General features: G+C 73.7%; 23 protein-coding genes. 16 read left to right on the top strand and 7 right to left on the bottom strand.

All coding sequences use genetic code 11. The features are described from left to right. Nucleotides 1-16 precede the first annotated feature (16 nt). The 14 genes from IE98_RS0106255 to IE98_RS0106190 all read left to right on the top strand — a co-directional run bounded on the left by IE98_RS0106255 (nucleotide 17) and on the right by IE98_RS0106190 (nucleotide 13,870). Nucleotides 17-901 carry a 2-hydroxy-3-oxopropionate reductase gene (locus IE98_RS0106255; RefSeq protein ID WP_030265458.1) on the top strand — a complete coding sequence of 295 codons (885 nt, stop codon included), beginning with the start codon at nucleotides 17-19 and terminating at the stop codon, nucleotides 899-901. A gap of 345 nt (nucleotides 902-1,246) precedes the next feature. Further along, entirely contained in the window at nucleotides 1,247-2,389 is a 1,143-nt protein-coding gene (locus IE98_RS0106250; protein ID WP_030265456.1) for a glycerate kinase, read from the top strand. A 150-nt stretch (nucleotides 2,390-2,539) separates the two neighbouring features. Then, a complete protein-coding gene (gene allB, locus IE98_RS0106245) occupies nucleotides 2,540-3,907 on the top strand; it encodes an allantoinase AllB (protein WP_030265454.1) in 1,368 nt (455 codons plus the stop codon). A gap of 11 nt (nucleotides 3,908-3,918) precedes the next feature. Continuing rightward, the gene (alc, locus tag IE98_RS0106240) at nucleotides 3,919-5,184 is read left to right on the top strand and encodes an allantoicase (protein ID WP_078660801.1); all 1,266 of its coding nucleotides are present in this window, start codon (nucleotides 3,919-3,921) and stop codon (nucleotides 5,182-5,184) included. 42 nt (nucleotides 5,185-5,226) lie between these two features. Beyond that, nucleotides 5,227-6,687, top strand: coding sequence for a catalase (locus tag IE98_RS0106235; RefSeq protein WP_030265448.1), 1,461 nt, complete (start codon nucleotides 5,227-5,229; stop codon nucleotides 6,685-6,687). Between the two features lie 197 nt (nucleotides 6,688-6,884). Next, nucleotides 6,885-7,670 (top strand): IclR family transcriptional regulator, encoded by a 786-nt coding sequence (locus IE98_RS0106230; protein ID WP_052390189.1) that lies wholly within the window; start codon nucleotides 6,885-6,887, stop codon nucleotides 7,668-7,670. 70 nt (nucleotides 7,671-7,740) lie between these two features. After that, nucleotides 7,741-8,061: a hypothetical protein gene (locus IE98_RS0106225; protein WP_030265442.1), complete on the top strand. Its 321-nt coding sequence runs from the start codon at nucleotides 7,741-7,743 to the stop codon at nucleotides 8,059-8,061. Then, on the top strand, nucleotides 8,058-8,375 hold the full coding sequence (locus IE98_RS0106220) for a hypothetical protein (RefSeq protein WP_030265439.1): 318 nt from the start codon (nucleotides 8,058-8,060) through the stop codon (nucleotides 8,373-8,375). Before IE98_RS0106225 ends, IE98_RS0106220 begins: the two co-directional genes overlap by 4 nt. Nucleotides 8,376-8,522: 147 nt before the next feature. Beyond that, on the top strand, nucleotides 8,523-9,416 hold the full coding sequence (locus IE98_RS0106215; protein WP_030265435.1) for a metal-dependent hydrolase: 894 nt from the start codon (nucleotides 8,523-8,525) through the stop codon (nucleotides 9,414-9,416). A gap of 122 nt (nucleotides 9,417-9,538) precedes the next feature. Further along, the gene (locus IE98_RS0106210; protein WP_030265432.1) at nucleotides 9,539-10,624 is read left to right on the top strand and encodes a PDR/VanB family oxidoreductase; all 1,086 of its coding nucleotides are present in this window, start codon (nucleotides 9,539-9,541) and stop codon (nucleotides 10,622-10,624) included. 11 nt (nucleotides 10,625-10,635) lie between these two features. Continuing rightward, on the top strand, nucleotides 10,636-11,466 hold the full coding sequence (locus tag IE98_RS0106205) for a M24 family metallopeptidase (RefSeq protein ID WP_030265430.1): 831 nt from the start codon (nucleotides 10,636-10,638) through the stop codon (nucleotides 11,464-11,466). Continuing rightward, nucleotides 11,463-13,181 (top strand): SDR family oxidoreductase, encoded by a 1,719-nt coding sequence (locus IE98_RS0106200; RefSeq protein ID WP_030265427.1) that lies wholly within the window; start codon nucleotides 11,463-11,465, stop codon nucleotides 13,179-13,181. The genes IE98_RS0106205 and IE98_RS0106200 overlap by 4 nt, the downstream gene beginning before the upstream one ends. A 63-nt stretch (nucleotides 13,182-13,244) precedes the next feature. Beyond that, nucleotides 13,245-13,457 carry a type II toxin-antitoxin system VapB family antitoxin gene (locus tag IE98_RS0106195; protein ID WP_030265425.1) on the top strand — a complete coding sequence of 71 codons (213 nt, stop codon included), beginning with the start codon at nucleotides 13,245-13,247 and terminating at the stop codon, nucleotides 13,455-13,457. Then, nucleotides 13,454-13,870 (top strand): PIN domain nuclease, encoded by a 417-nt coding sequence (locus tag IE98_RS0106190; RefSeq protein ID WP_030265421.1) that lies wholly within the window; start codon nucleotides 13,454-13,456, stop codon nucleotides 13,868-13,870. Before IE98_RS0106195 ends, IE98_RS0106190 begins: the two co-directional genes overlap by 4 nt. A gap of 18 nt (nucleotides 13,871-13,888) precedes the next feature. Here IE98_RS0106190 and IE98_RS0106185 read toward each other — a convergent pair whose 3' ends face one another. The 6 genes from IE98_RS0106185 to IE98_RS0106160 form a co-directional block, all read right to left on the bottom strand. Beyond that, a complete protein-coding gene (locus IE98_RS0106185) occupies nucleotides 13,889-14,188 on the bottom strand; it encodes a DUF3303 family protein (protein WP_030265419.1) in 300 nt (99 codons plus the stop codon). A gap of 146 nt (nucleotides 14,189-14,334) precedes the next feature. Further along, nucleotides 14,335-15,546: an XdhC family protein gene (locus IE98_RS0106180; protein WP_052390188.1), complete on the bottom strand. Its 1,212-nt coding sequence runs from the start codon at nucleotides 15,544-15,546 to the stop codon at nucleotides 14,335-14,337. Between the two features lie 86 nt (nucleotides 15,547-15,632). Further along, nucleotides 15,633-17,111 carry an NCS2 family permease gene (locus IE98_RS0106175; protein ID WP_030265414.1) on the bottom strand — a complete coding sequence of 493 codons (1,479 nt, stop codon included), beginning with the start codon at nucleotides 17,109-17,111 and terminating at the stop codon, nucleotides 15,633-15,635. 260 nt (nucleotides 17,112-17,371) lie between these two features. Continuing rightward, the gene (gene pucD / locus IE98_RS0106170) at nucleotides 17,372-19,735 is read right to left on the bottom strand and encodes a xanthine dehydrogenase subunit D (protein WP_052390187.1); all 2,364 of its coding nucleotides are present in this window, start codon (nucleotides 19,733-19,735) and stop codon (nucleotides 17,372-17,374) included. Further along, the gene (locus tag IE98_RS0106165; protein ID WP_030265408.1) at nucleotides 19,732-20,217 is read right to left on the bottom strand and encodes a (2Fe-2S)-binding protein; all 486 of its coding nucleotides are present in this window, start codon (nucleotides 20,215-20,217) and stop codon (nucleotides 19,732-19,734) included. The genes pucD and IE98_RS0106165 overlap by 4 nt, the downstream gene beginning before the upstream one ends. Continuing rightward, complete coding sequence (locus IE98_RS0106160) at nucleotides 20,214-21,101, bottom strand: FAD binding domain-containing protein (protein ID WP_030265406.1); 888 nt, start codon at nucleotides 21,099-21,101, stop codon at nucleotides 20,214-20,216. The genes IE98_RS0106165 and IE98_RS0106160 overlap by 4 nt, the downstream gene beginning before the upstream one ends. Nucleotides 21,102-21,514: 413 nt before the next feature. Between IE98_RS0106160 and IE98_RS0106155 the strand changes: the two genes are divergently transcribed. Continuing rightward, on the top strand, nucleotides 21,515-23,098 hold the full coding sequence (locus tag IE98_RS0106155; RefSeq protein WP_030265404.1) for a PucR family transcriptional regulator: 1,584 nt from the start codon (nucleotides 21,515-21,517) through the stop codon (nucleotides 23,096-23,098). 94 nt (nucleotides 23,099-23,192) lie between these two features. Here the strand turns inward: IE98_RS0106155 and IE98_RS0106150 are convergent, their stop codons facing one another. After that, nucleotides 23,193-24,305 carry an alpha/beta hydrolase gene (locus tag IE98_RS0106150; protein WP_030265402.1) on the bottom strand — a complete coding sequence of 371 codons (1,113 nt, stop codon included), beginning with the start codon at nucleotides 24,303-24,305 and terminating at the stop codon, nucleotides 23,193-23,195. A 345-nt stretch (nucleotides 24,306-24,650) separates the two neighbouring features. Between IE98_RS0106150 and IE98_RS0106145 the strand changes: the two genes are divergently transcribed. After that, complete coding sequence (locus tag IE98_RS0106145) at nucleotides 24,651-25,751, top strand: ROK family glucokinase (protein ID WP_030265399.1); 1,101 nt, start codon at nucleotides 24,651-24,653, stop codon at nucleotides 25,749-25,751. Nucleotides 25,752-25,820: the final 69 nt, after the last annotated feature.

Raw genomic sequence — 25,820 nt, 5'->3', positions numbered from 1 at the left:
CAAGGAGCACGACGCGATGAGCCGCAAGATCGCCTTCATCGGCCTCGGCATCATGGGCAGCCCGATGGCCGCCAACCTGGTCCGGGCCGGCCACCACGTCACCGGCTACAACCTCACCCAGCCGCAGATCGACGCCCTGGTCGCCGCAGGCGGCCACGGCGCCACCAGCATCGCCGACGCGGTGAAGGACGCCGAGGTCGTCATCACCATGGTCCCCGCCGACCCGCAGGTCGAGCAGGTCGTCCTCGGCGAGGGCGGTGTGCTGGAGAACGCGCAGCCGGGCACCCTGGTGATCGACATGTCCTCGATCACCCCGCAGACCTCGATCAAGGTCGAGGCCGCGGCCAGGGAGCGGGGCGTGCGCGCCCTGGACGCCCCGGTCTCCGGCGGCGAGGCGGGCGCGGTCGAGGCCGTCCTGTCGATCATGGTGGGCGGTGCGGCGGAGGACTTCGCCGAGGCGAAGCCGCTGCTCGACGCCCTCGGCACCACGGTGATCCACGTCGGCCCGGCCGGCGCCGGCCAGACCGTGAAGGCAGCCAACCAGCTGATCGTGGCCGTCAACATCCAGGCCCTCGCCGAGGCCGTGGTCTTCCTGGAGAACGCCGGCGTCGACCTGCAGGCGGCGCTGGAGGTGCTCGGCGGCGGTCTGGCCGGCTCCACCGTGCTCAACCGCAAGCGGGCGAACATGCTGAACCGCGAGTTCGCCCCCGGCTTCCGGATCGACCTGCACCACAAGGACATGGGCATCGTCACCGACGCCGCCCGCGCCGTCGGCGCCGCCCTGCCGGTCGGTGCGGTGGTGGCCCAGCTGGTCGCCTCCGCCCGCGCCAACGGCGACGGCTCGCTCGACCACTCCGCCCTGCTGCGCGGCGTCGAGCGGCTCTCCGGCCGGACGGTCTGACCCGGTCCGTCCCCCCGACTCCTCCTGGCGGCGTGTACCTGTCCGGTCGTGCCCGCGCCGCCAGGAGGCAGCAACCCGACCGGCAGCGGGCCCGCGGCCCTGCCCGCCCCTGCCGGTCGTCCCAGACCGGCGGCGCGCCACCCTCCCGGTAGGCACTTCGGTCGTGCCCGTGCGCGCCGCCCAGGCCCCCTCTCCTGCCGAGGGGAGCCTCTCGAACGTCGGAAGCGGGACGAGAGGAACGGCGGAGAGGGGGCCCACCGCGCCCCCGGGTGGGCGGCACCTGCGCAACCCCCGCCCACCTGGGTAGTGCCAGTACGTAGACGTTCCCGAAGAAAGGCCACCCCCATGCCCGCCACCCCCGCTCAGGGTCATGTGGTCGTCGCGCCCGACAAGTTCAAGGGCTCCCTGGAGGGCGCCGAGGTCGCCGCACGGATCGCCGCCGGCGTCCGCCGCGCCGCCCCCGGTACCGAGGTCCGCGAACTCCCGGTCGCCGACGGCGGCGAGGGCACCCTGGCGGCCGCCCTCGCGGCCGGCTTCGACCGGGTCGCGGTCAAGGTGGCGGGCCCGACCGGCCTGCCGGTGGACGCGGCGATCGCCGTCCGCGGCGACACCGCCGTGGTCGAGCTGGCGCAGGCCTCCGGCCTCGCCCGGCTCCCCGGCGGCCGGACCGCCCCGCTGGCGGCCGGCTCCTACGGGGTCGGCCAGCTGGTCGCCCGGGCCGTCTCGCTCGGCGCCGCGCGGATCGTGCTCGGCCTCGGCGGCAGCGCCTGCACCGACGGCGGCGCGGGCATGGTCCAGGCGCTCGGCGTGGGCCTGTACGACGCGGACGGCGGCGAGCTGTCGCCGGGCGGTGCGGCCCTGCGCCGGCTCGCCCGGATCGACCTCGGACCGCTGGCCGACGTGCTCTCCGGGGTGGACGTGGTGGTCGCCTGCGACGTCGACAACCCGCTGCTCGGCCCGCGCGGCGCGACCGCCGTGTACGGCCCGCAGAAGGGCGCGGACGGCGACGACCTGGTCGTCCTGGAGGAAGGTCTGACCGTCTGGGCGGACGCCGTCCGGACGGTCACCGGCCGGGACGTCCGCGACGCCCCCGGCGCCGGGGCGGCAGGAGGGGTCGGCTTCGCCGCCCTCGCCCTGCTCGGCGCCACCATGCGGCCCGGGATCGAGCTCCTCCTCGATCTCCTGGGCTTCGACGAGGCAGTGCGTGGGGCGCGCCTCGTCGTCACCGGTGAGGGATGCCTGGACGCGCAGACGCTCCACGGCAAGGCCCCCGCCGGCGTCGCCGCGGCGGCCACTCGGGCGGGGGTTCGGGTGGCCGCCGTGGCCGGACGGCTGGAACTGTCGGAACCGGAGTGGCGGGCGGCGGGCTTCGCCGCGGCCGTGGCGCTCACCGACCTGGCCGAGCAGCCGGGCGAGAGCATGACCAGGGCCGGCGAACTCGCCGAGACCGCGGGGGAGCGGCTGGCCGCCGAACTGCTCGGCCGGTAGTCCGCAGCCCCTTGTGGGTTCCTACATTGACGTTTTGTTGAAGGCGGGCCTAGGCTCCGAGCACTCGCAGCCGTCCGGCACCCGACGGCGGCCCAACTCCCCTGCGCGCCTTCGGCACTCCCCACTCGTACCCTCGTTTCGGAGGTCCCGATGCACTTCAGCGACACGCCGTCCACCCCGGCCGTGATCCGCTCCCGCCGGGTCGTCCTGCCGGACGGCGAGCGCCCGGCCGACGTCCTCGTCCAGGACGGGCGGATCGCCCAGGTCGCCGCGCACGGCTCGCTGCTCGCGGGGGACCGCCACCTCACCGACCTCGGCGACACCGCCCTGCTGCCCGGCCTGGTCGACACCCACGTACACGTCAACGAGCCCGGCCGCACCGAGTGGGAGGGCTTCGCCACGGCCACCCGGGCGGCCGCCGCCGGCGGTGTCACCACGATCGTCGACATGCCGCTGAACTCCGTCCCGCCGACCACCACGCCCGCCGGGCTGGAGGCCAAGCGCAAGACCGCCGAGGGTCAGGCCTGGGTCGACCTCGGCTTCTGGGGCGGCGCGGTGCCCGGCAACACCGGCGACCTGGCGGCGCTGCACGAGGCCGGCGTCTTCGGCTTCAAGAGCTTCCTCGCCCCGTCCGGCGTGGACGAGTTCCCGCACCTGGCCACCCGGGAGGACCTGGAGTCCGCGCTCGCCGAGCAGGCCCGGCTCGGCGCGCTCGCGATCATCCACGCCGAGGACCCGGCCGTCCTCGACGCCGCCCCGCAGCAGCCCGGCGTGCACTACCGCGACTTCCTGGCCTCCCGGCCCGACGACGCCGAGGCCGCCGCCGTCGCCCGGCTGCTCGACACCGCCCGCCGCACCGGCACCCGGGTGCACATCCTGCACGTCTCCTCGGCCGCCGTGCTGCCGCTGCTGCGGCAGGCCCGGGAGGACGGCGTGCAGGTGACCGCCGAGACCTGCCCGCACTACCTCACCCTCACCGCGGAGGAGGTGCCGGACGGCGACACCGCCTTCAAGTGCTGTCCGCCGATCCGCTCCGAGTCCAACCGGGACGCCCTCTGGGCGGCCCTCGCGGCCGGCGAGTTCGCCGCCGTCGTCTCCGACCACTCGCCGTCCACCCCGGACCTGAAGCTGCTCCGGCGCTACGGCGGCAGCGGCGACTTCGCCGCGGCCTGGGGCGGCATCGCCTCCCTGCAGGTCGGTCTGCCCGCCGTCTGGACGGAGGCCCGCCGCCGCGGCCACACCCTCGCGGACGTCGTCCGCTGGATGGCCTCCGGCCCGGCCGCCCTGGTCGGCCTCACCGGCACCAAGGGCGCCATCGCCCCCGGGTACGACGCCGACCTCGTCGCCTTCGACCCGGACGCCGACTTCGCGGTGCACGCCGAGCAGCTGCACCACCGCAACCCCGTCACCCCGTACGCCGGCCGCACCCTCACCGGCGCGGTGCGCACCACCTGGCTCCGCGGCCGGGCGGTCGACACCGCCGGCGAGCCGTTCGGCCGGCAGATCACCCGTCCTTGAGGAGAGTCGAGTTGAGCACCGAGAAGACCGCGGCTGCGCCCTTCACCGAGCTGGTCGACCTGGCCTCCCGCCGGCTAGGCGCGGGCGTCGTCGCCACCAACGAGGACACCTTCGCCGATGCGGAGAACATGCTGGTCGCCGAGCCCGCCGAGTTCCGGCCGCACACCTTCGGCCACAAGGGCCAGATCATGGACGGCTGGGAGTCCCGCCGCCGCCGCGGCGCCTCGGCCGACCAGCCGCACCCGACCGACGAGGACCACGACTGGGCGATCGTCCGGCTCGGCGCGGCGGGCGTGATCCGCGGCGTGGTCGTCGACACCGCCCACTTCACCGGCAACTACCCGGAGACCGCATCCGTCCAGGCCGCGTCCGTACCCGGCCACCCCTCGCCCGCCGAGGTCGAGGCCGCCGAGTGGACGGATCTGGTGCCGCGCACCCCCCTGAAGGGCGACACCGCGCACGAGTTCGCGGTCGACCACGGCACCCGCTGGACGCACGTCCGCCTCAACATCTGGCCGGACGGCGGCGTCGCCCGGCTGCGGGTGCACGGCGAGGTGCTGCCCGACCCGCGCGAACTCGACGGCCTCACCTTCGACCTCGCCGCCCAGGAGACCGGCGGCGTCGCCGAGGCCGCCTCGGACCGCTACTTCTCCTCCCCGCACAACCTGAACGCTCCCGGCCGCGCCACCGTCATGGGCGAGGGCTGGGAGACCCGGCGTCGGCGCGACAAGGCCAACGACTGGGTCCGGATCGCCCTGGCCGGGGGCGGCGAGGTCCTGGCCGCCGAGGTGGACACCACCCACTTCGTCGCCAACGCCCCCGGCTGGGCCGACCTGGTGGGCTACGACGCCTCCGCCGGCGGCGACCCCGCCACCGACACGGCCGGCTGGTTCCCGCTGCTGCCCCGCACCCGGCTGCAGCCCGACACCCGGCACCGCTTCCGGCTCGACGCCGGACGCCCCGCCACCCACGTGAAGATCAACGTCTACCCCGACGGCGGCCTCGCCCGGCTCCGGCTCACCGGCCGCCTCACCGAGGCCGGCCGCGCCGTCCTCGCCCTGCGCTGGTTCGACGCGCTGCCCGCCGCCGAGGCCGAGTCCGCCCTCGCTGCGGCCGGCCTGACCACCGACGAGGCCGCCGTGCTGACCGCCGCCCGGCCGCTCCGGGACGCCGCCGCCGCCGGTGCCGCCGCGGCCGCCCTCGCCCCGGCCGACGGCCCGGACGGCGAGCACACCTCCCGCCGCCGCGCCGCCCTCTGGCGCCTCCTCGGCGTCTGACCCCAGCCCCCTGCACCGCACCGCTGCTACTGAAGGACCCTCATGCCGAAGACCTTGACCACCGAGTCCGGCGCGCCCGTCGCCGACAACCAGAACTCCGCCTCGGCCGGCGAGTACGGCCCGCTGCTGATCCAGGACCAGCAGCTGCTGGAGAAGCTCGCCCGGTTCAACCGCGAGCGCATCCCGGAGCGCGTGGTGCACGCCCGAGGCTCGGGCGCCTACGGCTACTTCGAGGTCACCGACGAGGTCTCGCAGTACACCCGGGCGGACTTCCTGTCGGCCGTCGGCAGGCGGACCGACGTCTTCCTGCGGTTCTCCACGGTGGCCGGCAACCTGGGCGCCAGTGACGCGGTCCGCGACCCCCGCGGCTTCGCGCTGAAGTTCTACACCGCCGACGGCAACTACGACCTGGTCGGCAACAACACCCCGGTGTTCTTCATCAAGGACCCGATCAAGTTCCCCGACTTCATCCACTCGCAGAAGCGCGACCCCTACACCGGCATCACCGAGGCCGAGAACGTCTGGGACTTCTGGGCGCACGCCCCCGAGGCCACCCACCAGATCACCTGGCTGTTCGGCGACCGCGGCATCCCCGCCTCCTACCGCCACATGAACGGCTACGGCTCGCACACCTACCAGTGGGTCAACGAGCAGGGCGACGCCTACTGGGTGAAGTACCACTTCAAGACCAACCAGGGCATCCGCTCGCTGGACGGCTCGCAGGCCGCCGAGGTGGTCGGCGGCGACGCGGACAGCCACCAGCGCGACCTCCACCAGGCCATCGAGCGCGGCGTCTTCCCGTCCTGGACGCTGTACGTCCAGCTGATGCCGGTCGCCGAGGCCGCCACCTACCGCTTCAACCCCTTCGACCTCACCAAGGTGTGGCCGCACGCCGACTACCCGCTGGTCAAGGTCGGCCGGCTGGTGCTCAACAAGAACCCGGAGAACGTGTTCGCCGAGGTCGAGCAGGCCGCCTTCTCGCCGAACAACTTCGTGCCCGGCATCGGCCCCTCCCCGGACAAGATGCTCCAGGGCCGTCTGTTCGCCTACGCCGACGCCCAGCGCTACCGCCTCGGCGTCAACCACACCCAGCTGCCGGTGAACGCCCCGCGCGCCACCGAGGCGAACAACTACGGCCGCGACGGCCTCGGCGCCCTCAACACGGCCGGCCGCGCCAAGAACTACGAGCCGAACTCCTTCGACGGCCCGGCGCAGACCGGCGATGCGCTCGCCGCCCCCGTCCGGCTGGAGGGCCACACCGGCACCTACACCACCCCGGCCCACACCAAGGACGACGACTTCTTCCAGGCCGGCGAGCTCTACCGGCTGATGTCCGAGGGCGAGAAGGGCCGCCTGATCGCCAACCTGGCCGGCTTCCTCGCCCAGGTGAGCCGCGAGGACGTCGTGGAGAAGAACCTCGCCCACTTCCACGCGGCCGACGAGGAGTACGGCAGCCGCCTGGAGGCCGCGGTGAAGAAGCTCCGCGCCGGCGACGACGCCTGACCGGCACCCCGACCGGGCCCCTCCCCCTGGGCAGTGGGGGAGGGGCCCTTCGCCGCACCACAAGGACCCCCGGAATCTGACGGACACTCACGAACCGTGCCGCATCCGGTCGTACGGGCGGTCAAGGCGGCCCCTCCGCGGCTAGGCTGGAGGGGCGCGGCCGCGCCGCGCACTCGCGCGAGCGGAAGGGGACGCCCATGCCGGCACCGAGCCGGGGCCGCCGGACCGGCCCCGCCCACGGCCGCCCGAACCCGAACCCGTTCGGGCCGCTGCACCGCGCACTGCGCCTGCTGGAGGCCGTCGACCGGCACCCGCACGGCGTCGACACCGCCCGGCTGGCCCGCGAACTCGGCATCCAGACCGCGGCCGTGCGCGAACTGGCCGAGACCCTGGAGTGCGAGGGGTACCTGCTCTTCGACGACGGCGTCTGGCTGCTCGGCGGCGCGCTCACCGTGCTCGGCCAGCAGAACCGCGAGCAGCTCGTCCGGGCCCGGCTGCACCGCCGCCTCGCCGACCTGCGCGAGGAGCTCGGCGCCGCCGTCTACTTCAGCCGCTACCACGACGGCGAACTGAGCGTGGAGGCCGTCTCCGCCACCGACCACGCCCCCGCCGTCCAGGAGTGGGTGGACTTCAGGGCGACGGCGCACGCCAGCGCCATGGGCAAGTGCCTGCTCGGCCAGCTCGACCACAACGGCCGCCGCGACCACCTCGCCCGCCACCCCGTCGCCAGGCTCACCTCCCGCACCATCGCCGACACCGAGCAGCTGCTGCACCGCCTGGACCGGCAGCCCGCCACCGTCCCCGTGCTCGACCTCCAGGAGTACGCGCTGGGCACGGTCTGCGCGGCCGTCCCCGTCACGGCCGGCGCCACCGTCGGCTGCCTGGCCACCTCCCTGCCCGCCACCGAGACCCACCGGCTGCGCGCCGCCGCCGAACTCCTCTCGCTGCGCGCCGCCCCGCTGATGCTCGCGATGGCGGTGTGACCGGGGCGCACGGCGCCTCCCCGCCGCGGGCGGCATGCCGGTGCGGCCCGGTGTCGTCGGAGGGGGAGCCATGGCCGGCAAGGTCCGGCCCTTCGGCCTGCTCTGCGTCGCCGCCGGCTTCGCGGCCGCCGCCCCGTCGGCCGCGCTGCTCGCCTGCTCCACCGGGGTCGACCGGCAGGTGCGCCTGACCGGTCCGGCGCCGTACCTGCTGCTCGGGGGTCTGCCCCCGGCGTTCCTCGGCGGCCTGCCGGCCAGGACCGACGTGTTCGTCGGCTGCCTCGCGGCGCTGTTCTTCCTGGTGGTGCCCGGCATCGGCGCCGAACCGGCCGGGCGGGCAACGGAACGCACCCGGACCGGTACCGCACCCCGCAGGCGGTCGACGTCACCGTGACCGAGTGCCAGGTGTACCGGGAGCCCACCGGGCCGTTCGACGACCTCTACGGCTGCCTGCGCACCTGGACCTTCGACGGCCGGCAGCTGACCGAGCGGCGCCTCGCCGGCGACCACCCCGGCCACCGGATCCGGCTCCGGACGGATCCGGACGACGGCTCGCTGGACGACCACGCCCTGTTCACCATCGTCGCCGCGGCCGCCTTCGGCCTCTTCACCGGCGCCCTCGTACTGCTGACGGCCCGGCTGGCGGTCGAGTCCTTCCTGACGGCGCTCCGCGTGGCGCTCCGCCCGCCGGGGCCGGTACCGGACTGAGCCGCACCTCCTCCGTCCCGGCCGGGCGAGGGCCGTCCTGGGCGCGAAACTTATTAGACTCAATGTCGATAAGGCCCTTGCCGGGCCTGCTACCCGCGAGTACGTTGCCAGGGTCGAAGCCGCCACCGCAGGCCAGGAGGCTCCCCCATGCCCGGTACCACCCCGCCCCCGCGCGTCCACGACAGCCTCGTCCTGGAACCCCGCGACGTGCAGTTCGACTGGTCCAGCCTGCCGCTGCACTGGATCCCCGACGAGCCGTTCGCCACCCACACCATCAACGTGCTCCACCTGCTGCTCCCGGAGGGCGAGCGCTGGTTCGTCCGGGTCTTCTCGGACGCGCTCCCGATGATCACCGACGAGCAGCTCCGCGAGGAGGTCCTCGGCTTCATCGGCCAGGAGGCCATCCACGCCGAAGCCCACCAGGAGGTCCTCGACCACCTGCTCGGCCAGGGCCTCGACCCCCGCCCCTACATCCGCCAGATCGGCTGGCTCTTCCACCGCGTCCTCGGCGACAAGCCCGGACTGACGGGCCGCCGGCGCCGCGAGAACATCATCGAACGGGTCGCCTTCGTCGCCGCGATCGAGCACTTCACCGCCTTCCTCGGCAACTGGGCCCTCAACTCGCCCGGCCTCGACCGGGCCCAGGCCGACCCCACCATGCTCGACCTGCTGCGCTGGCACGGCGCCGAGGAGGTCGAGCACCGCAGCGTCGCCTACGACCTGCTGGTCCACCTCGACCCGGGCTACCTGCGGCGGATGCGGGGGATGCTCGTCTCCGGGCCGCTGCTGGTGCACCTGTGGGTCCGGGGCGTGCGGTTCCTGCTCGCCGCCGACCCCGAACTCCGCGGCCGGATCCGGCCGACCTGGCGGGAGGCGCAGGTGCAGGCGCGGCGCGGCCTGCTGCCCGACCCCGGGGCGATGGCCCGCTCCGCCGCCCGCTACTTCAAGCCCGGCTACCACCCCACCCACGAGGGCTCCTCCAGCCAGGCCCTCGGCTACCTCGCCACCTCCCCGGCCGCCCGCGCAGCCGCCACCCGCTGAGGCGGTACCCCCACGCGCCCCCAAGGGGACACCCCGTTCCGAACGCTGTTGGTGCACCCCCCACACGCCCCTGGGGGACGTCTCCTCCCGTCCGATCTCGACCTGCCACGGAGCCGTCACCGATGGACCTCGTCACTCCGCCGCCCGACCTGTACGGCCGTCCCCGGGACGACCGGTTCATGCGGTGGCTCACCGCGTTCGGCGACCACTACAGCCCGGCGCTCGGCAGCCCCGGGCTGCGCCGCAGCCCCCGCAGGCCGTCCCCCGCCCCCGTCCCGCCGCTGCGCCTGGTGGTCACCGGCCAGCGCACGGTCGCCGAGGACGTCGTCGCCGTCCACCTCGCCGAGCCCTCCGGCGGCCCGCTGCCCGCCTGGCAGCCCGGCGCCCGTCTGCTCCTCACCCTGCCCTCGGGCCGGCGGCGGCACTACTCCCTCTGCGGTGACCCCGCCGACCGGCACCGCTACCGGATCGCGGTGCGCCGGGTCGCGGACGGCGGCGGCGGGTCCGTCGAACTGCACGACGAGGTCGAGGTCGGCAGCCGACTGACCGCCGCCCGCCCGCGCAACGGCTTCGCCTTCTGCGCGGAGCCCGCCGTGCTGCTGCTGGCCGGCGGCATCGGCATCACCCCGCTGCTGCCGATGGCCCGTCAGGCGCGGGCGCTCGGCCTCGACTGGCGGCTGGTGCACACCGGCCGGACGGCCGCCGCGCTGCCCTTCACCGAGGAGTTGCGGGCCCTCGACCCGGCCCGGGTGGAGATCCGCACCGACGACCGCGACGGCGTCCCGGACGCCGCCGAACTGCTCGCCCGGGCCCCGCGCGGCGCGGCCGTCTACTGCTGCGGCCCGGCACCGATGCTCGCCGCCGTCCAGCGGCTGTTCGACGCCTCGCCCGCCCGGGCCCTGCACTTCGAGCGGTTCGGTGCCGCCCCGGTCACCGGCGGGCACCCGTTCACCGTCCGGCTCGGCGCCGGCGGTCCCGAACTCGCCGTCCCCGCCGACCGTTCCGCCCTGGACGTGGCCCGCGAGCTCCGTCCCGACCTGCCGTACTCCTGCAAGCAGGGCTTCTGCGGCACCTGCCGGGTGCGGGTGCTGGACGGCACCCCCGAGCACCGCGACCGCCGGCTGACCCCGGCCGAGCGCGCCGACGGCGCCCTGCTGCCCTGCGTCTCCCGCGCGGCCGAGGGCGAGACCCTCGTCCTGGACCTCTGAGGAGCCCGCCCATGACCTTCCCCTACGACGACCGCGACCTCGCGAGGTTCCGCGAGACCCAGCAACTCGCCTACCACTGTGCGGAACAGGTCGCCGCGTGGATCGAACCCGGCGTCACCGAGCGGCAGGCCACCGTGCAGCTGCGCCGCTGCCTGGAGCGGGCCGGGGTGCAGGACCACTTCCACGTGCCGTTCGCCTGGTTCGGCGACCGCACGGCCTTCCGGCACTTCCGCACCCCGCTGCAGTTCTTCGCCGGCAGCCGCCGGCTGGAGGAGGGCATGCCGTACGTGCTGGACTGCGCGCCGGTGGTGGACGGCTACACCGCGGACATCGGCTACGGCGGCAAGGTCGGCGAGAACCCGGTCTGGGACCGCCTCGCCGCCGACCTGAAGGTCTACCGGGAGCTGATCCTCGCCGAGGTCAGGGCCCGCAAGCCGCTGAACGAGGTGTACGCGGCGGTGGACGCCCAGCTCGCCGTGCACGGCTACGACAACCGGCACCGGGTCTACCCCGGCCGGGTGATCGGCCACCGGGTCACCCGGACGACCGCCCGCGGCCCGGCCGGCGTCACCCTCCTCGGCTTCGGCGTGCGTACACTCCAGACGCTCGGCCGGGAGCTGATCGGCGAGCGGCTGCACGGCCGCTCCCCGCTGTGGGCGGACGGCCGCTCGTCCCGGCACGCCCCCACCCCGGGCCTGTGGGCGGTCGAGCCGCACATCGGCTTCCGGGACGTGGGCATCAAGTTCGAGGAACTGCTCGTCGTCACGGACGACGACGCGTTCTGGCTCGACGACGACCTGCCGCACGTGCGGCGCTGGACGCTCCAGGAGGAGGCCGCATGACCATCCGCCGCCGCACCGTCCACTCCGGCGGGCTGCCGCTGGCCGTGTACGAGCAGGGCGACCCGGCCCGGCCGACCGTCCTGCTGGTGCACGGCTACCCGGACACCCACGCGGTCTGGGACGACGTCGCCGCCGACCTCGCCACCGACCACCACGTGGTCCGCTACGACGTCCGCGGCGCCGGCGGCTCCGGTGTGCCCGCCGCCCGGGACGGCTACCGGCTGGAGCACCTCGGCGCCGACCTGTTCGCCGTCGCCGACGCCGTCAGCCCGGACGAACCGGTGCACGTGGTCGCCCACGACTGGGGATCGATCCAGTCCTGGGAGGCCGTCACCGAGCCCGGCGCGCACCGGCGGATCGCCTCCTACACCACCGTCTCCGGGCCGTCGCTGGACCACATCGGCCACTGGATCAGGCACCGGATGCGCCGCCCCACCCCGCGGCACCTGCGCCAGCTGCTCGTCCAGGGCGTGCACTCCTGGTACATCACGGCCTTCCAACTGCCCTACCTGGCACCGGCCGTCTGGCGGCTGTTCCTGGCCCGCGCCTGGCCGACCGTGCTGCACCGGATGGAGGCCGTCACCCCGCGGGCCGGCCACCCGCAGCCCACCCTCGGCCGGGACGCCGTCCGCGGGATCGAGCTGTACCGGGCCAACTTCCGGCCGGTGCTGCGCAGTCCGCGGGAGCGGCCGACCGAGGTGCCCGTCCAGCTGATCACCCTGGAGCGGGACCGGTACGTCTCGACCTTCCTCTCCGAGGGCCTGGAGCGCTGGGTGCCGCACCTGACCCGCCGCACCCTGGACGCCGGCCACTGGTCGGCGCTGCTGGAGAAGGGCGGCGCGGTGGCCCGGCTCGTCCGCGAGCACGTCACCCGGGTCGCCGCCGGGCACGTCCAGGGCCCGCCGGTGAGCGGCCGGCTCACGGTGGTCACCGGCGGCGGCAGCGGCATCGGCCGGGCCACCGCGCTGGCCTTCGCCGAGCAGGGCGACCGGGTGGTGGTCTGCGACCTCGACCTCGCCGCCGCCGGGCGCACCGCCGACCTCTGCGGCCTGGTCGGCCCGCGCGCGCACGCCTACCGGGTGGACGTCTCCGACGGCGAGGCCGTGGACGCCTTCGCCCGGCAGGTCGCCGCCGAGCACGGCGTGCCCGACGTGGTGGTCAACAACGCCGGGATCGGCCATGCCGGGACCTTCCTGCAGACCACCGCGAAGGAGTGGCAGCGCGTCCTGGACGTCAACCTCTGGGGCGTCATCCACGGGTGCCGCGCCTTCGGCGAGCTGATGGTGGCCCGCGGCGGGGGCGGACACATCGTCAACCTGGCCTCCGCGGCGGCCTACCTGCCGGCGAAGTCGCTCGCCGCGTACGCCACCAGCAAGGCCGGGGTGCTGATGCTCTCCGACTGCCTGCGGGCCGAACTCGCCCCGCACCGGATCGGCGTCTCCGCGATCTGCCCCGGCATCGTGGCGACCAACATCACCAGCACCACCACCTTCTCCGGCACCGACGCGGACGAGCAGGCCGCCAAGCGGGCCAAGGCCACCAAGGCCTACGCCCGCCGGGGATTCCCGCCCGAGAAGGTCGCCGCCGAGATCCTCCGCGCCGTCCGCACCGGCAAGCCGGTCGTCCCGGTCACCTTCGAGGCCAGGGCCGCCCGCCTCCTCGGCCGCCTCAGCCCCGCCCTGCTGCGCCGCCTCGCCCGCCTCGACATCGGCTGACGGCCCGAGGGTCGTGATATCGAATAGCATGGGATTCGATATCACGACCCTCGGGAGGTTGGCATGACGCGCACGGTGATAGACGTGGACGACGAGCTGCTGGCCGAGGCCGCGGAGATCTTCGGCACCACCACGAAGGTGGCCACCGTGAATGCCGCGCTCGCCGATGCGATCAAGCGACGGAAGCGGGAATCCTTTCTGAACTGGCTGGCCGAAGGCGGTCTGCCGGACCTGACCGGTCCGGTGGAGAGTGATTCGGAGCACCGGGCGGCATGACGGAACGCTTCCTGATCGACACCTCGGCGCTGGCCCGATTCCCCGAACAGGCCGTCCGCAGGGCAGTGGAACCCCTCCACAACGCCGGCTTGTTGGCCGTCTGTGCGGCCGTGGAACTGGAGGTCCTGCGCAGCGCCAGGTCGAAGGCCGAGGCCGAGCGGATCCGTGACGAGATGCGCGGCTTCGACCGGCTGCCGACGACCGACGAGGTCTGGGACCGGGCGCTGGACGTCCAGGTACTGCTCGTCGGCGCGGGCAACTGGCAAGCAGTGTCGACGGCCGACCTGGTGATCGCCGCGACGGCGGAGCGCCACGGCGTCACCGTCCTGCACTACGACGGCGACTACGACATGATCGCCCAGGTCACCGGCCAGCCGACGCGGTGGGTCGTGCCCGCTGGTGAGGCCGACTGACCTCCGGGGCGGGCCGGGTCAGGACCGGGCGGTGAGGCGGGCGAGGCCGGCCTGGAGTTCCTGGGCGGTGAGGCAGGGGACCACCTCGACGTCGGCGCCCATCTCCGTCCAGAGCGGTTCGACGAGGGGGATCAGGGCGGCCTCGTCGGCGACGTCCACCACCATGGTGAAGCCGCGGCGGCCGTGCAGCGGGTAGAAGTAGGCTGCCTCTGGCTTGAGGATCCCGAGCATCTGCTCCATCGTCTCGGGCATCTTCCCCGCGGCGACCACGGCGTTGGAGCGTTCGGTGTCGATCGAGGCCTGAACGAGCATGCGCATGGCGGTGGTCCCTTCGGTGCGGAGGACGACCGGCCGCTCGGACCTCGCCGGGGTGGGGTCGGTCCTCAGGTCTCCAGCGTCGCGCTGCTGACGGGGCCCCGCACCCCGACCGCCCCGTGCTCGGACCGCGTGCTCGGACTGCGTGCTCAGGCCGCGTGCGGCCGCGGCCGGTGCTTCGGCTCCGGCTCCGGCTCGGGTACGACCGCACCGAGGTCGTGGTGGATGGGGCCGTCGCCGGCGGACAGCGGCAGGCAGGAGCCGCCGCGGCGGTGGGCGACGATCTCGGCGGCGACGGAGACGGCGGTCTCCTCGGGGGTGCGGGCGCCGAGGTCGAGGCCGATGGGTGAGCGGAGGCGGGCGATCTCGGCCTCGGTGAGGCCGGTTTCGCGCAGGCGGGTGTTGCGGTCGTGGTGGGTGCGGCGGGATCCCATGGCGCCGATGTAGCCGACGGGCAGGCGCAGGGCGCGCTCAAGGAGGGGGATGTCGAACTTGGCGTCGTGGGTGAGGACGCACAGGACGGTGCGGCCGTCGATGCGGTGGTGCTGGGTGTCGAGGTAACGGTGGGGCCAGTCGACGGCGATCTCGTCGGCGTCGGGGAAGCGGCGGGTGGTGGCGAAGACGGGGCGGGCGTCGCAGACGGTGACGTGGTAGCCGAGGAACTTGCCGATGCGGACGACGGCGGCGGCGAAGTCGATGGCGCCGAAGACGATCATGCGGGGGGCGGGGACGTACGTTTCGACGAAGACGGTGACGGTGCCCTGGTCGGTGGGGTCGCAGGGGCGGCCGTCGAGGGCGAGGACGACGGTGCCGGTGCGGCCGGCGTCGAGCAGGGCGCGGGCCTCGGCGACGATCGAGCGCTCCAGCGACCGCGTGGTCGGCCCGGGGGTGGCGGAGGCCGTGGGGGAGAGGCTGCCGTGGTGGGCGTCGGCCGTGACGGCGACGGCGGTGCCGAGCAGGGCCTGCGGGCCGGCGACGATGCGGGCGAGGGCGACGGGGGTGCCGGAGGCGATGTACGCGATGCCCGTGTCGATCGCCGGGTCGGTGCCGGGCACGACCGGCTGGACGAAGACGTCGAGGATGCCGCCGCAGGTCAGACCGACCGCGAAGGCGTCCTCGTCGCTGTAGCCGAAGCGCTCCAGCACGGGTTCGCCGGTGCGGATCGCCTCCTGGCAGAGGTCGTAGACGGCGCTCTCGACGCAGCCGCCGGAGACCGAGCCGATCGCCTCGCCGGTCTCGTCGACGGCGAGCGCCGCGCCCGGGTCGCGCGGGGCGCTGCCGGAGACGGCGACGACGGTGGCCACGGCGAAGGAACGCCCGGACGCGTGCCAGGCGGTGAGCTGCGCGGCGATGTCCTGCATGGGTGGGTGCTCCTCAGCACGAGGGTAACGGGGGAACGGGGTCGGCCGCCGTGCGGGAGCGGGGCGCCCGCACGGCGGCCGGGCGGTCAGTGCACGCCTAGCCACGCCTTGACGGGTGTGAGCGCGAAGTAGACGACGAAGACCGCGGTGAGGATCCACATCAGCGGGCCGGGCTCGCGCCACTTGCCGGTGCCGGCCTTGATCACGGTGTAGGAGATGACGCCCGCCGCGACACCGGCGGTGATGCTGTAGGTGAACGGCATCAGGACGCAGGTGAGGAAGGCCGGGATGGCGACCTCGCGGTCGGACCAGTCGATGTGCCGGGCCTGGCTCATCATCATCGAGCCGATGACGACCAGGGCCGCCGCGGCGACCTCGACCGGGACGATGCCGGCGATCGGCGAGAAGAACAGCATCGCGGCGAAGAACAGACCGGTCACGGTGGAGGCGAGGCCCGTCCGGGCGCCGTCGCCGACGCCGGTGGCGGACTCCACGAAGACGGTCTGGCCGGAGGCGCCGACCACACCGCCGACCGCGCCGCCGGCACCGTCGATGAACAGGGCCTTCGACAGGCCGGGCATCCGGCCCTTCTTGTCCGCCAGCCCGGCCTCGGTGCCGACGCCGATGATGGTGGCCATCGCGTCGAAGAAGCCGGCCAGCACCAGGGTGAAGACGGCGACCGAGGCACTGATCGCGCCCATGCCCTTGCCGGTGAAGGCACCGAACAGGTCGACGTGGCCGAACAGGCTGAAGTCCGGGGCGGCGACCGGGCTGCCCGGCCACACCGGGGCGGAGTTGGCCCAGGTCTTCGCCGGCAGGTCGGCGACCGCGTTGACGATCACGGCGAGGGCGGTGCCGCCGGCGATGCCGATCAGGATGGCGCCGCGGACGTTGCGGGCCAGCAGCACGAAGATCGTCAGCAGGGTGAGCGAGAAGATCAGCACGGGCCAGCCGGCCAGCTCGCCGAAGGGGCCGAGCGAGAGCGGGGTGGGACCGCCGGTGTGCACGAAGCCGGCCTTGTAGAGGCCGATGATGGCGACGAACAGGCCGATGCCGATGGTGATGGCGTGCTTGAGCGGCAGCGGAATGCCGTTCATGATCTTCTCGCGGAGTCCGGAGACCACCAGCAGGACGATCAGCAGGCCGTAGATCACGCACAGGCCGAAGGCCTGCGGCCAGGTGGTGTGCGGCACGACGAGTGCGGAGATGGCGCCGGAGACGCTGAGTCCGGCGGCGAGGGCCAGCGGGACGTTGCCGACCACGCCCATCAGGATCGTGGTCACCGCGGCGGCGAGCGCGGTCGCGGTCGTCAGCGCGGAATGGTCGAGCTTGACGCCGTTGACGTCCGCCCCGCTCAGGATGATCGGGTTGAGCAGGACGATGTAGGCCATCGCCATGAAGGTGGTGACGCCGCCCCGGAGCTCGGTCGCGAGGGTCGAGCCCCGGGCCGAGATCTTGAAGTACGCGTCCAGCGGGCTCTTCGGGGTGACGACCGGCGGCGTGAGGGCGTCGCCGGTGGCAGGTCTGTCTTCAGTGGTACCGGGCTCTGTGGGGATCCGGGTCATGTCCACTCCCAAGGTTCAAAGGGGATTGGGGTGGGCGAGCCGACCTGAATGCCAGGCTGTGGGAGGTAGGCACAGGGGGACTGTTCGACTCACGGCGGTACGCGGGGGTCCGCGTACCGGAGGGGGTGGTGCGTGCCGCTGCCGGGCCCCGGCGTGGGTGGAGCAGCGGGTGGAGCACATCCGGTGTGTGGAGTTGTGGTGCGCCCCCGGGGCGGCGGGGAAGACGTGTCGCCGCCCCGGGGAGGTCCTGCGCGGTGTGGCTAGAGCGTCCCGGTGAGGTGCTCCGGCCGGACCGGCACCCGGTTGAGGGCGAGGCCGGTGGCGTTGCGGATCGCCGCGACGATCGACGGGGTGGCCGACACGGTGGGGGCCTCGCCGACGCCGCGCAGCCCGTACGGGGCGTTCGGGTCGGGGAGTTCCAGCATGTCCACCGGGATCGGCGGGGTGTCCAGGATGGTGGGGATCAGGTAGTCGGTGAAGGAGGCGTTGCGCACCTTGCCGTCCTTGACGACGATCTCCTCCATCACGGCGAGGCCGAGCGCCTGGGTGCAGCCGCCCTGGATCTGGCCGATCACCGAGAGCGGGTTCAGCGCCTTGCCGACGTCCTGGGCCGCGGTCAGCTCGACCACCTTGACCAGGCCGAGCTCCACGTCCACGTCGACCACCGCGCGGTTGGCACAGAAGGTGTACTGGACGTGGCCGAAGCCCTGGCCGGTCTCCTTGTCGAACGGCACGGTCGGCCGGTGGTGGTGCTCGCGGGTCAGGTCGATCGCCTCGTCGCCGAGCAGGTCGACCATGGGGACGAGCACGCCGCCGGCCTCGGAGACGACCTTGCCGCCGACCAGGGTGATGTCCTTGTGCTCCCAGCCGTAGCGGCGCCGGCCCTTCTCGATCAGCGCCTGCTTGACCGCCTCGGCGGCCAGCTTCACCGCGCCGCCGGTCATGTACGTCTGCCGGGAGGCGGAGGTGGAGCCGGCCGAGCCGACCTCGGTGTTGGCCGGGTGGATGGTGACCTGCTCGACGCCGAGCTCGGTGCGGGCGATCTGGGCGTGCACGGTGACGCCGCCCTGGCCGACCTCGGCCATCGCGGTGTGCACCATGGCGACCGGCTCGCCGCCGATCACCTCCAGGCGGACCCGGGCGGTGGAGTAGTCGTCGAAGCCCTCGGAGAAGCCGACGTTCTTGATGCCGACCGAGTAGCCGATGCCGCGGACGATGCCCTCGCCGTGCGAGGTGTTGGACAGTGCACCGGGCAGGGTGCGCACGTCCAGGTCCTCCAGGTCCAGCGGCGGCGGCAGCGGCATGTCCTTGACCCGCTGCAGCAGTTCGGCCACCGGGGCCGGTGCGTCGATCTCCTGGCCGGTCGGCATGAAGTCGCCCTGGGTGACGGCGTTGATCTGGCGCAGCTCCACCGGGTCCATGCCCAGTTCGACGGCCAGCTTGTCCATCTGCGACTCGTAGCCGAAGCAGGCCTGCACCGCGCCGAAGCCGCGCATCGCGCCGCAGCTCGGGTTGTTGGAGTAGAGGGCGATCGCCTCCATCCGCACGTTCGGGATCACGTACGGGCCGTGGCCCAGCGAGGCGGCGTTGCCGACCACCGCGGGGGAGGCGGAGGCGTACGCGCCGCCGTCCAGCACGATCCGGCAGTCGGCGAAGACCAGCTTGCCGTCCCGGGTGGCGCCGTGCTCGTAGGTCATCTTCGCCGGGTGGCGGTGCACGTGGCCGAAGAAGGACTCGTCGCGGGAGTACACGATCTTGACGGGCTTGCCGGTGTGCAGCGCCAGCAGGCAGGCGTGGATCTGCATCGACAGGTCCTCGCGTCCGCCGAAGGCGCCGCCGACGCCGGCCAGCGTGAGCCGGACCTTCTCCTCCGGCAGGGCCAGCACCGGCGCCATCTGCTGGCGGTCCACGTGCAGCCACTGGGTGGCGATGTAGAGGTCGACGCCGCCGTCCTCGGCGGGCACCGCGAGGCCGGACTCCGGGCCGAGGAAGGCCTGGTCCTGCATGCCGACCTCGTAGGTGCCCTTGACGATCACGTCCGCCGTGGCGCGGATCTCGTCGGTCACACCGCCGCCGGAGACCAGCTTCTGGCTGTGGCAGATGTTGCCGGAGCCGTGCGACTTGTACTCGTGCGGCTCGTGCACGTAGCCGTACGTCTCCGGGTCGAGGCACTGCTCCTCGGTGGTGATCGGGGTGAGCACCTCGTACTCGACCTTGATCTTCTTCACCGCGCGGCGGGCCGTCTCCGGGTGGTCCGCGGCGACCAGGGCGATCGCCTCGCCGTGGTAGCGGACCTTGTCGATCGCGAGCGCCGGCTGGTCCTGGATCTCCAGGCCGTAGTACTTGGAGCCGGGGATGTCGTCGTGGGTCAGCACCGCGTGCACGCCGGGCACCTTGAGCGCCTCGGAGACGTCCACCGACAGGATGTTGGCCCGCGGGTGCGGCGAGCGCAGCGCCATGCCCCAGAGCATGTCCTCGTGCCACATGTCCGAGGAGTAGGCGAACTCGCCCTTGACCTTCAGGGTGCCGTCCGGGCGCAGCGGGGAGCCGCCGATGCCGTCCTTGCTCGCCTGGTGGATGTTCTGCAGGTTCTTCTGGCCCTGGATGGTGCGGGTGCCGCTCATTCGGAGACCGCCTTCGCGCAGGTGCGGGCGGAGGCGAGCCGCACCGCGTCCATGATCTTCTCGTAGCCGGTGCAGCGGCACAGGTTGCCCGACAGCGCCTCGCGGATGTCGGTGTCGCTCGGCTGCGGGTCCTTGGCGAGCAGCGCGTCGGTCTGCACCAGCAGGCCGGGGGTGCAGAAGCCGCACTGCACGGCGCCCGCGTCCACGAAGGCCTGCTGGACGACGCCCAGGTCGCCGCTCTCCTCGGTGAGGCCCTCGACGGTGCGGACCTCGCGGTCCTGCACCTGGCCGGCCGCGACCAGACAGGAGCAGACCGGCACCCCGTCCAGGTAGACGGTGCAGGAACCGCACTCGCCCTGCTCGCAGGCGTTCTTCGAACCCGGCAGGCCGACCCGCTCGCGCAGCACGTACAGGAGGCTCTCGCCCTCCCAGACGTCGTCGGCCTCGACGGGCTTGCCGTTGGCGGTGAACGTGACCCTCATGCCGCGCTCCTGATCTGCTTGCTGTAGTCGTTCCAGGTCCAGGTCAGCGTGCGGCGGGCCATCACGGCCAGCGCGTGCTTCCGGTAGTCCGCGGTGCCGCGGACGTCGTCGATCGGGGACGCGGCGGCGCGGACCAGCTCGCCGAACCGCTGGATGACCTCGGTGCCGAGCAGGTCGCCCGACTCCCACAGGCCGCGCTCGGCGAGCACGTCCCGCAGGTACTCCTCGGCCTCCACCGCGCGGCGCGGAGTGGGGGCGGCCGAGCCGATGCCGGTGCCGACCGTGCGGCTCTTCGGGTGCAGCGCGAAGCCGAACGCGCAGACCGCGATCACCATCGCGTTGCGGGTGCCGATCTTGGAGAACTGCTGCGGGCCGTCCGCCGCCGGGATGTGCACGGCGCGGATCAGCTCGTCCGCCTCCAGGCAGTTGCGCTTGACGCCGGTGTAGAAGTCGTCGATCGGGATCAGCCGGGTGCCGCGCACCGAGGCCGCCTCCACGAGGACGTCCCGGCCGGCGGCCAGCAGCGCCGGGTGCGAGTCGCCGGCGGGCGAGGCGGCACCCAGGTTGCCGCCCACGGAGCCCCGGTTGCGGATCTGCGGCGAGCCGACGGTGTGCGCCGCCAGCGCCAGGCCCGGCAGCGGTCCGGACAGCTCGTCGATGATCCGGCTGTACGGAACCGCGGCGCCCAGCCTCACGGTGTCGCCGTCGATCGACCAGGTGGCGAGGTCGCCGATGCGGTTCAGGTCGAGAATCGCGGATGGCCGGTGCACGTCGAAGTTCATCTCGACCATGACGTCCGTGCCCCCGGAGATGGGCAGCGCGGTCGGGTACTCAGCCTTCGCCGCGAGCGCCTCGTCCCACGTAGCGGGCCGAAGGAACTCCATGCGGGTGTCTCCTCAAGTCGTCGCCAACCGGACAGTGGGCACAGTGCCCCGAACTCGGTGTTCGGACCTTGCTACCGCTTCGTTGCCTCGGCGTTGAGCTCCGGTCACCGGGGTGTTCCGGTGGCGTGTGGCCAGTGAACCGCTGTGACGGGGCCCACTGGCAGTCACCGATGGCATGAAGCCCGCGCGCCGGTCCCGCCCGGCATCCTGTACGTTCCTCTAAGGCTGACAAGTGCCCAGTCCAGCGGTTTCCCTACCGCCACCTACGACCGTAATCCGGCCGTGACGGCGAGGCGACGGGCCCGTGACCGGCCGGGCGCGCGGGACGTTCCGCCGAGGGCCGCCGACCTGGTGCACACTGTGAGGCCCCACACCCACCCGACCCCCACCCTCCAGCACGAAGGAGTCTGCGGATGCGTGTCCGCGACCTGCTCGCCCCCGGCGCCCCGCGGCTGCGGCTGCTCGCCGCCGAGGAAGAGCTCGACCGGCAGGTCAGCGGTGTGATGACCACCGACCTCCAGGACCCGGGCCGCTACCTGCACGGCGGCGAACTCGTGCTCACCGGCATGCTCTGGCGCACCGGCCCGGACGACTCCGAGCGCTTCGTCCGCACCATCGCGGCCGGCGGCGCGGTCGCCCTGGCCGCCGGCGAGGCCGAGGTCGGCCCCGTCCCCGAGGACCTGGTCGAGGCCTGCCGCCGGCACCGGATGCCGCTGCTCGTGGTGCCCGACGACGTCGCCTTCGGCGCGGTCGCCGAGTACATCGGCCGCCAGGTCTCCGCCGACCGGGCCGCCGACCTCGCCGCCCTGGTCGACCGGCACCGGCTGCTGGTCTCCGCGGCCGGCGGCGGCGGCCTGGACGCCGTGCTCGACCTGCTCGGCGGCGACCTCGACCTCGACTGCTGGGTGATCACCCCCACCGGCCGGGTGGTCGCCGGCCCGGCCGACCGGCTCTCCGCCGAGGACCGCGACCAGCTCGTCCGCGCCCACCTCGCCGCCCAGCGCCAGCGCCGCCGCCCGCCGCACCGCGCCCGCCTCGCGGTCGGCTCCTACTCGCTGCTGCCCGCCGCCGCCGACCCGGGTGCCGAGGCCCCGCTCGCCGACTGGCTGCTCGTGGTCGCCGGCGACGTCACCGAGTGGACGGCCAAGCGTCAGCAGCTCGCCGAGAACCTCGCCCGGCTGGTGGCCGCCGAGCGCACCCGCCGCGACGAGGGCCGCCGGCTGCGCCGCCGGATCGCCGACGAGGTGCTCACCCTGCTCCGTCGGGACGCCGACCCGCTGGAGATCTCCCGCGCCCTGCAGGCCTCCGCCACGATGGCCGCCAAGTACGAGGGCGGCCGCCCCGAGACGGCCGAGTCCTGGCTGATCCTCTCGGCCGAGGGCACCGGCCTGCCCGACGGCACCGTCCGCGCCGTCCTGGAGGAGGCGCTCACCGACGCCACCGACCGGGCCCTGGTCGCCGGCGCCGGCAGTGGCGCGGTGGTGGTGATGCCCGCCCCCGGCACCGCCGTCCCCGCGGACGCGCTGCGCGAACTGCTGGCCCCGCTGGAGGCCGGACTCGGCTCCGAGGGACGGATCACCGTGGGCGTCTCCGCCCCCGCCAGCGAGGCCGACGGCCTGCGCGGCGCCCTGGAGGAGGCCCGGCACGCCCGCCGGATCGCCGCCGCCCGGGTCGGCCGGGTCTGCGTGGCCGGGCCGGAGGAGCTCGCCTCGCACGTGCTGCTGCTCGCCGCCGTCCCCGACGAGGTCCGCCGGGCCTTCCGCAGCCGCCTGCTCGACAAGGTCATCGCCTACGACCTGGAGCACCAAGCCGACCTGGTGCGCACCCTGGAGGCCTTCCTGCGCTCCGACGGCTCCTGGACGCGCTGCGCGGCCCAGCTGCACGTGCACGTCAACACGCTCCGCTACCGGATCGGCCGGATCGAGGAGCTGACCGGCCGTGACCTGTCCCGGCTGGAGGACCGGGTGGACTTCTACCTGGCGCTGGAACTCGCCTGACGGACCGTCGCCGACAACTGCCGGCCGCCGCCCGGAACGCCGACGGGCCGTCCGCTCCCGCAGGGGGAGGGGACGGCCCGTCGGCGTCGGTGCGTCAGTGCTGGGCCGGGATGATCCCGGTCAGCCAGGTGAAGGCCTTCGGCAGCAGCGGCTTCCACACGTCGACCGCGTGCGGGCCGGTGGTCTCCACCACGGTCACGTTGGTCGGCGCCTTCGCCGCCTGCTGGAGGGCCAGGCCGCCCTCGTAGCCGTCGCCCCTGTTGCCGCTGACGTACAGCGAGGTCTTCGGCGGCTGGGCCGCCTTGCGCAGGATGTTCAGCGGGTTCGAGGCCTCGCGCAGCTGCGGGTTCTTGGCCGTCAGCGAGTCCGCCTCGGCGGCCGGGTCGTTGTAGCCGGAGAGGCTGATGCCGGCGCGGTAGCGGTCCGGGTGCTCCAGCGCCAGCTTGGCGGCGCAGTGGCCGCCGGCCGAGTAGCCGGCCACCGCCCAGCGGTCGGCCGAGGTGTCGGCGCGGAAGTTGTCGAGCACCATCTTCGGCACGTCCCGGGAGAGCCAGGTGTCGGCGTTCACCTTGCCGGGCACGTCGGCGCAGCCGGTGTCGGTGCTGCGGCCGAGCAGCAGCGTGCGCGGCGAGACCAGGATGAAGGGCGCGACCTTGCCCTCCTTCATCAGCGGCTTCAGCTGCTCGGACACCTTGAGGGTGCCGTACCAGGTGCTGGAGGAGCCGGGGAAGCCCGGGATCAGCTCCACCACCGGGAAGGTCCTGTCCTTGTAGGCCGGCTCGTTGTACTGCGGCGGCAGCCAGACCAGCACCTCGCCGTCCACGCCGGACAGTTGGCCCTTCAGGTCGGTGCGCTGGACGTCCTTCGGCACCATCGGGTCGTCCACGCCCTTGAACTGCTGCAGCACCTTGGGCTCCGACTTGGCGTCGTGCCCGGGACCCTCGGCCTGCACCTGCGGAACCGAACGGACGTGGTTGCCGGTGCCCAGCAGGTCGTCCCAGTTGCCGTAGATCAGGTTGGCGTTGTTGACCATGACGAACACCATGGTGACGGCCGTCACCTGGCAGAACAGGATCATCACCAGTCTGGACAGCACCTGGACCGGCTTCGGCCCGCGCACCCTGCCCCACAGCAGCAGCACCGCCGCGACGGAGAGCGGCACGAGCACGATCGTGACGATCAGGAAGGGTGTTCCGGTCAGTTGCATTAAGGCTCTCGTATCCGGGTCGCTGGCAGCCCGGGCCCCCGCTCGCCCGTGCACGTTCCGATGTGATCAGACAGATGGAAACCGCAGTTCGGTTCCAACCCAAACTGGGCAGAACCTGAGAGGAACATCACGTTTCCATGTGAATCCCCCGCGCGGCCCAGCCCAGTTTGCCAGCCCCCTGACCGAATCCCTCGAACGGGGCAGCACCTGCGGTCATTCGGATGAGGATTCGCTGGCAGTCGTCCTCGCGCACGGAGCGGGCCCCGCGGGCGCCGCCGGACGCGGGAGGATGGCGGGGAGAGCCCCGGCGCCCCCGCCGTCCGACCCGAAGGAGCCACCGCCCCCGTGACCAGCCCGCACAGCACCCAGCGGCCGGCCGTCCTGCCCACCCTGTTCGGCCTCGGGCCGCGCAGCGCCGACCGCCGCCGGCGCGCCCTGCCGGCCGGGGTGCTGCGGCTGCCCACCATCGGCGTGGACATCGGCGGCACCAAGGTGGTGGCCGGCGTGGTCGACGGCGAGGGCCGGGTGCTGGACCGCGTCCGCACCGAGACCCCGCACAAGAGCAAGAGCCCCACCGTGGTGGAGGACGTCATCGTCGACCTGGTGCTGCAGCTCGCCGACAAGCACGACGTGCACGCCGTCGGCGTCGGCGCCGCCGGCTGGGTGGACGCCGACCGCTCCAGGGTGCTCTTCGCCCCCCACCTCAACTGGCGCGACGAGCCGTTGCAGGAGGCGCTCAGCGAGCGGCTGCGCTTCCCGGTGCTGGTGGAGAACGACGCCAACGCGGCCGCCTGGGCCGAGTGGCGGTTCGGCGCCGGCCGCGGCGAGGACCACATGGTGATGATCACCCTGGGCACCGGCATCGGCGGTGCGGTCGTCCGGGACGGCTTCGTCGACCGCGGGAAGTACGGCCTGGCGGGCGAGTTCGGCCACATGCAGGTGGTGCCCGGCGGGCACCGCTGCCCGTGCGGCAACCGCGGCTGCTGGGAGCAGTACTCCTCCGGCAACGCGCTGGTCCGCGAGGCGCGCGGGCTGGTCGCCGAGGAGTCGCCGGTCGTCCAGCCGCTGCTCGCCCGGGCCGGCGGCACCGCGGAGGGCATCACCGGGCCGCTGGTCACCGAGGCCGCCCGGGAGGGCGACGCCGTCGCGGTGGAACTCCTCTACGAGGTCGGCCACTGGCTGGGCGTCGGCATCGCCAACCTCGCCGCCGCCCTCGACCCCGGACGGTTTGTCGTCGGCGGCGGCGTCTCCGAGGCCGGCGACCTGCTGCTCGGGCCGGCCCAGGACGCCTTCAGGCGCACCCTGACCGGCCGCGGGTTCCGGCCGGAGGCCGGCATCGTGCACGCGGCCCTCGGCAACGAGGCCGGCCTGGTCGGCGCCGCGGACCTGGCCCGCCAGGTGGCCCGCCGCTTCCGCACCGTCAAGCGGCGGAAGCGATTCTCCTGACACCGGAAGGGCACCTCAGGGGCGCGGGGAACCGCGCAGTCCGGGATCGGGCATCGTGACGAATTCGGG

The organism is Streptomyces sp. NRRL B-24484 (assembly GCF_000717715.1).
In the GTDB taxonomy this organism is placed as follows: Bacteria; Actinomycetota; Actinomycetes; order Streptomycetales; family Streptomycetaceae; genus Kitasatospora.
Note: the sequence above shows the minus strand (reverse complement) of the source record. Positions and strands in the feature narration are given on the sequence as shown.

What these genes read in the sequence shown, in the direction of transcription:
- IE98_RS0106255 (WP_030265458.1), top strand. Translation starts at nt 17, where the DNA reads ATGAGCCGCAAGATCGCCTTCATCGGCCTCGGCATCATGGGCAGCCCG.
- IE98_RS0106250 (WP_030265456.1), top strand. Translation starts at nt 1,247, where the DNA reads ATGCCCGCCACCCCCGCTCAGGGTCATGTGGTCGTCGCGCCCGACAAG.
- allB (WP_030265454.1), top strand. Translation starts at nt 2,540, where the DNA reads ATGCACTTCAGCGACACGCCGTCCACCCCGGCCGTGATCCGCTCCCGC.
- IE98_RS0106235 (WP_030265448.1), top strand. Translation starts at nt 5,227, where the DNA reads ATGCCGAAGACCTTGACCACCGAGTCCGGCGCGCCCGTCGCCGACAAC.
- IE98_RS0106230 (WP_052390189.1), top strand. Translation starts at nt 6,885, where the DNA reads ATGCCGGCACCGAGCCGGGGCCGCCGGACCGGCCCCGCCCACGGCCGC.
- IE98_RS0106225 (WP_030265442.1), top strand. Translation starts at nt 7,741, where the DNA reads ATGGCCGGCAAGGTCCGGCCCTTCGGCCTGCTCTGCGTCGCCGCCGGC.
- IE98_RS0106215 (WP_030265435.1), top strand. Translation starts at nt 8,523, where the DNA reads ATGCCCGGTACCACCCCGCCCCCGCGCGTCCACGACAGCCTCGTCCTG.
- IE98_RS0106210 (WP_030265432.1), top strand. Translation starts at nt 9,539, where the DNA reads ATGGACCTCGTCACTCCGCCGCCCGACCTGTACGGCCGTCCCCGGGAC.
- IE98_RS0106205 (WP_030265430.1), top strand. Translation starts at nt 10,636, where the DNA reads ATGACCTTCCCCTACGACGACCGCGACCTCGCGAGGTTCCGCGAGACC.
- IE98_RS0106200 (WP_030265427.1), top strand. Translation starts at nt 11,463, where the DNA reads ATGACCATCCGCCGCCGCACCGTCCACTCCGGCGGGCTGCCGCTGGCC.
- IE98_RS0106195 (WP_030265425.1), top strand. Translation starts at nt 13,245, where the DNA reads ATGACGCGCACGGTGATAGACGTGGACGACGAGCTGCTGGCCGAGGCC.
- IE98_RS0106190 (WP_030265421.1), top strand. Translation starts at nt 13,454, where the DNA reads ATGACGGAACGCTTCCTGATCGACACCTCGGCGCTGGCCCGATTCCCC.
- IE98_RS0106185 (WP_030265419.1), bottom strand. Translation starts at nt 14,188, where the DNA reads ATGCGCATGCTCGTTCAGGCCTCGATCGACACCGAACGCTCCAACGCC.
- IE98_RS0106180 (WP_052390188.1), bottom strand. Translation starts at nt 15,546, where the DNA reads ATGCAGGACATCGCCGCGCAGCTCACCGCCTGGCACGCGTCCGGGCGT.
- IE98_RS0106175 (WP_030265414.1), bottom strand. Translation starts at nt 17,111, where the DNA reads ATGACCCGGATCCCCACAGAGCCCGGTACCACTGAAGACAGACCTGCC.
- pucD (WP_052390187.1), bottom strand. Translation starts at nt 19,735, where the DNA reads ATGAGCGGCACCCGCACCATCCAGGGCCAGAAGAACCTGCAGAACATC.
- IE98_RS0106165 (WP_030265408.1), bottom strand. Translation starts at nt 20,217, where the DNA reads ATGAGGGTCACGTTCACCGCCAACGGCAAGCCCGTCGAGGCCGACGAC.
- IE98_RS0106160 (WP_030265406.1), bottom strand. Translation starts at nt 21,101, where the DNA reads ATGGAGTTCCTTCGGCCCGCTACGTGGGACGAGGCGCTCGCGGCGAAG.
- IE98_RS0106155 (WP_030265404.1), top strand. Translation starts at nt 21,515, where the DNA reads ATGCGTGTCCGCGACCTGCTCGCCCCCGGCGCCCCGCGGCTGCGGCTG.
- IE98_RS0106150 (WP_030265402.1), bottom strand. Translation starts at nt 24,305, where the DNA reads ATGCAACTGACCGGAACACCCTTCCTGATCGTCACGATCGTGCTCGTG.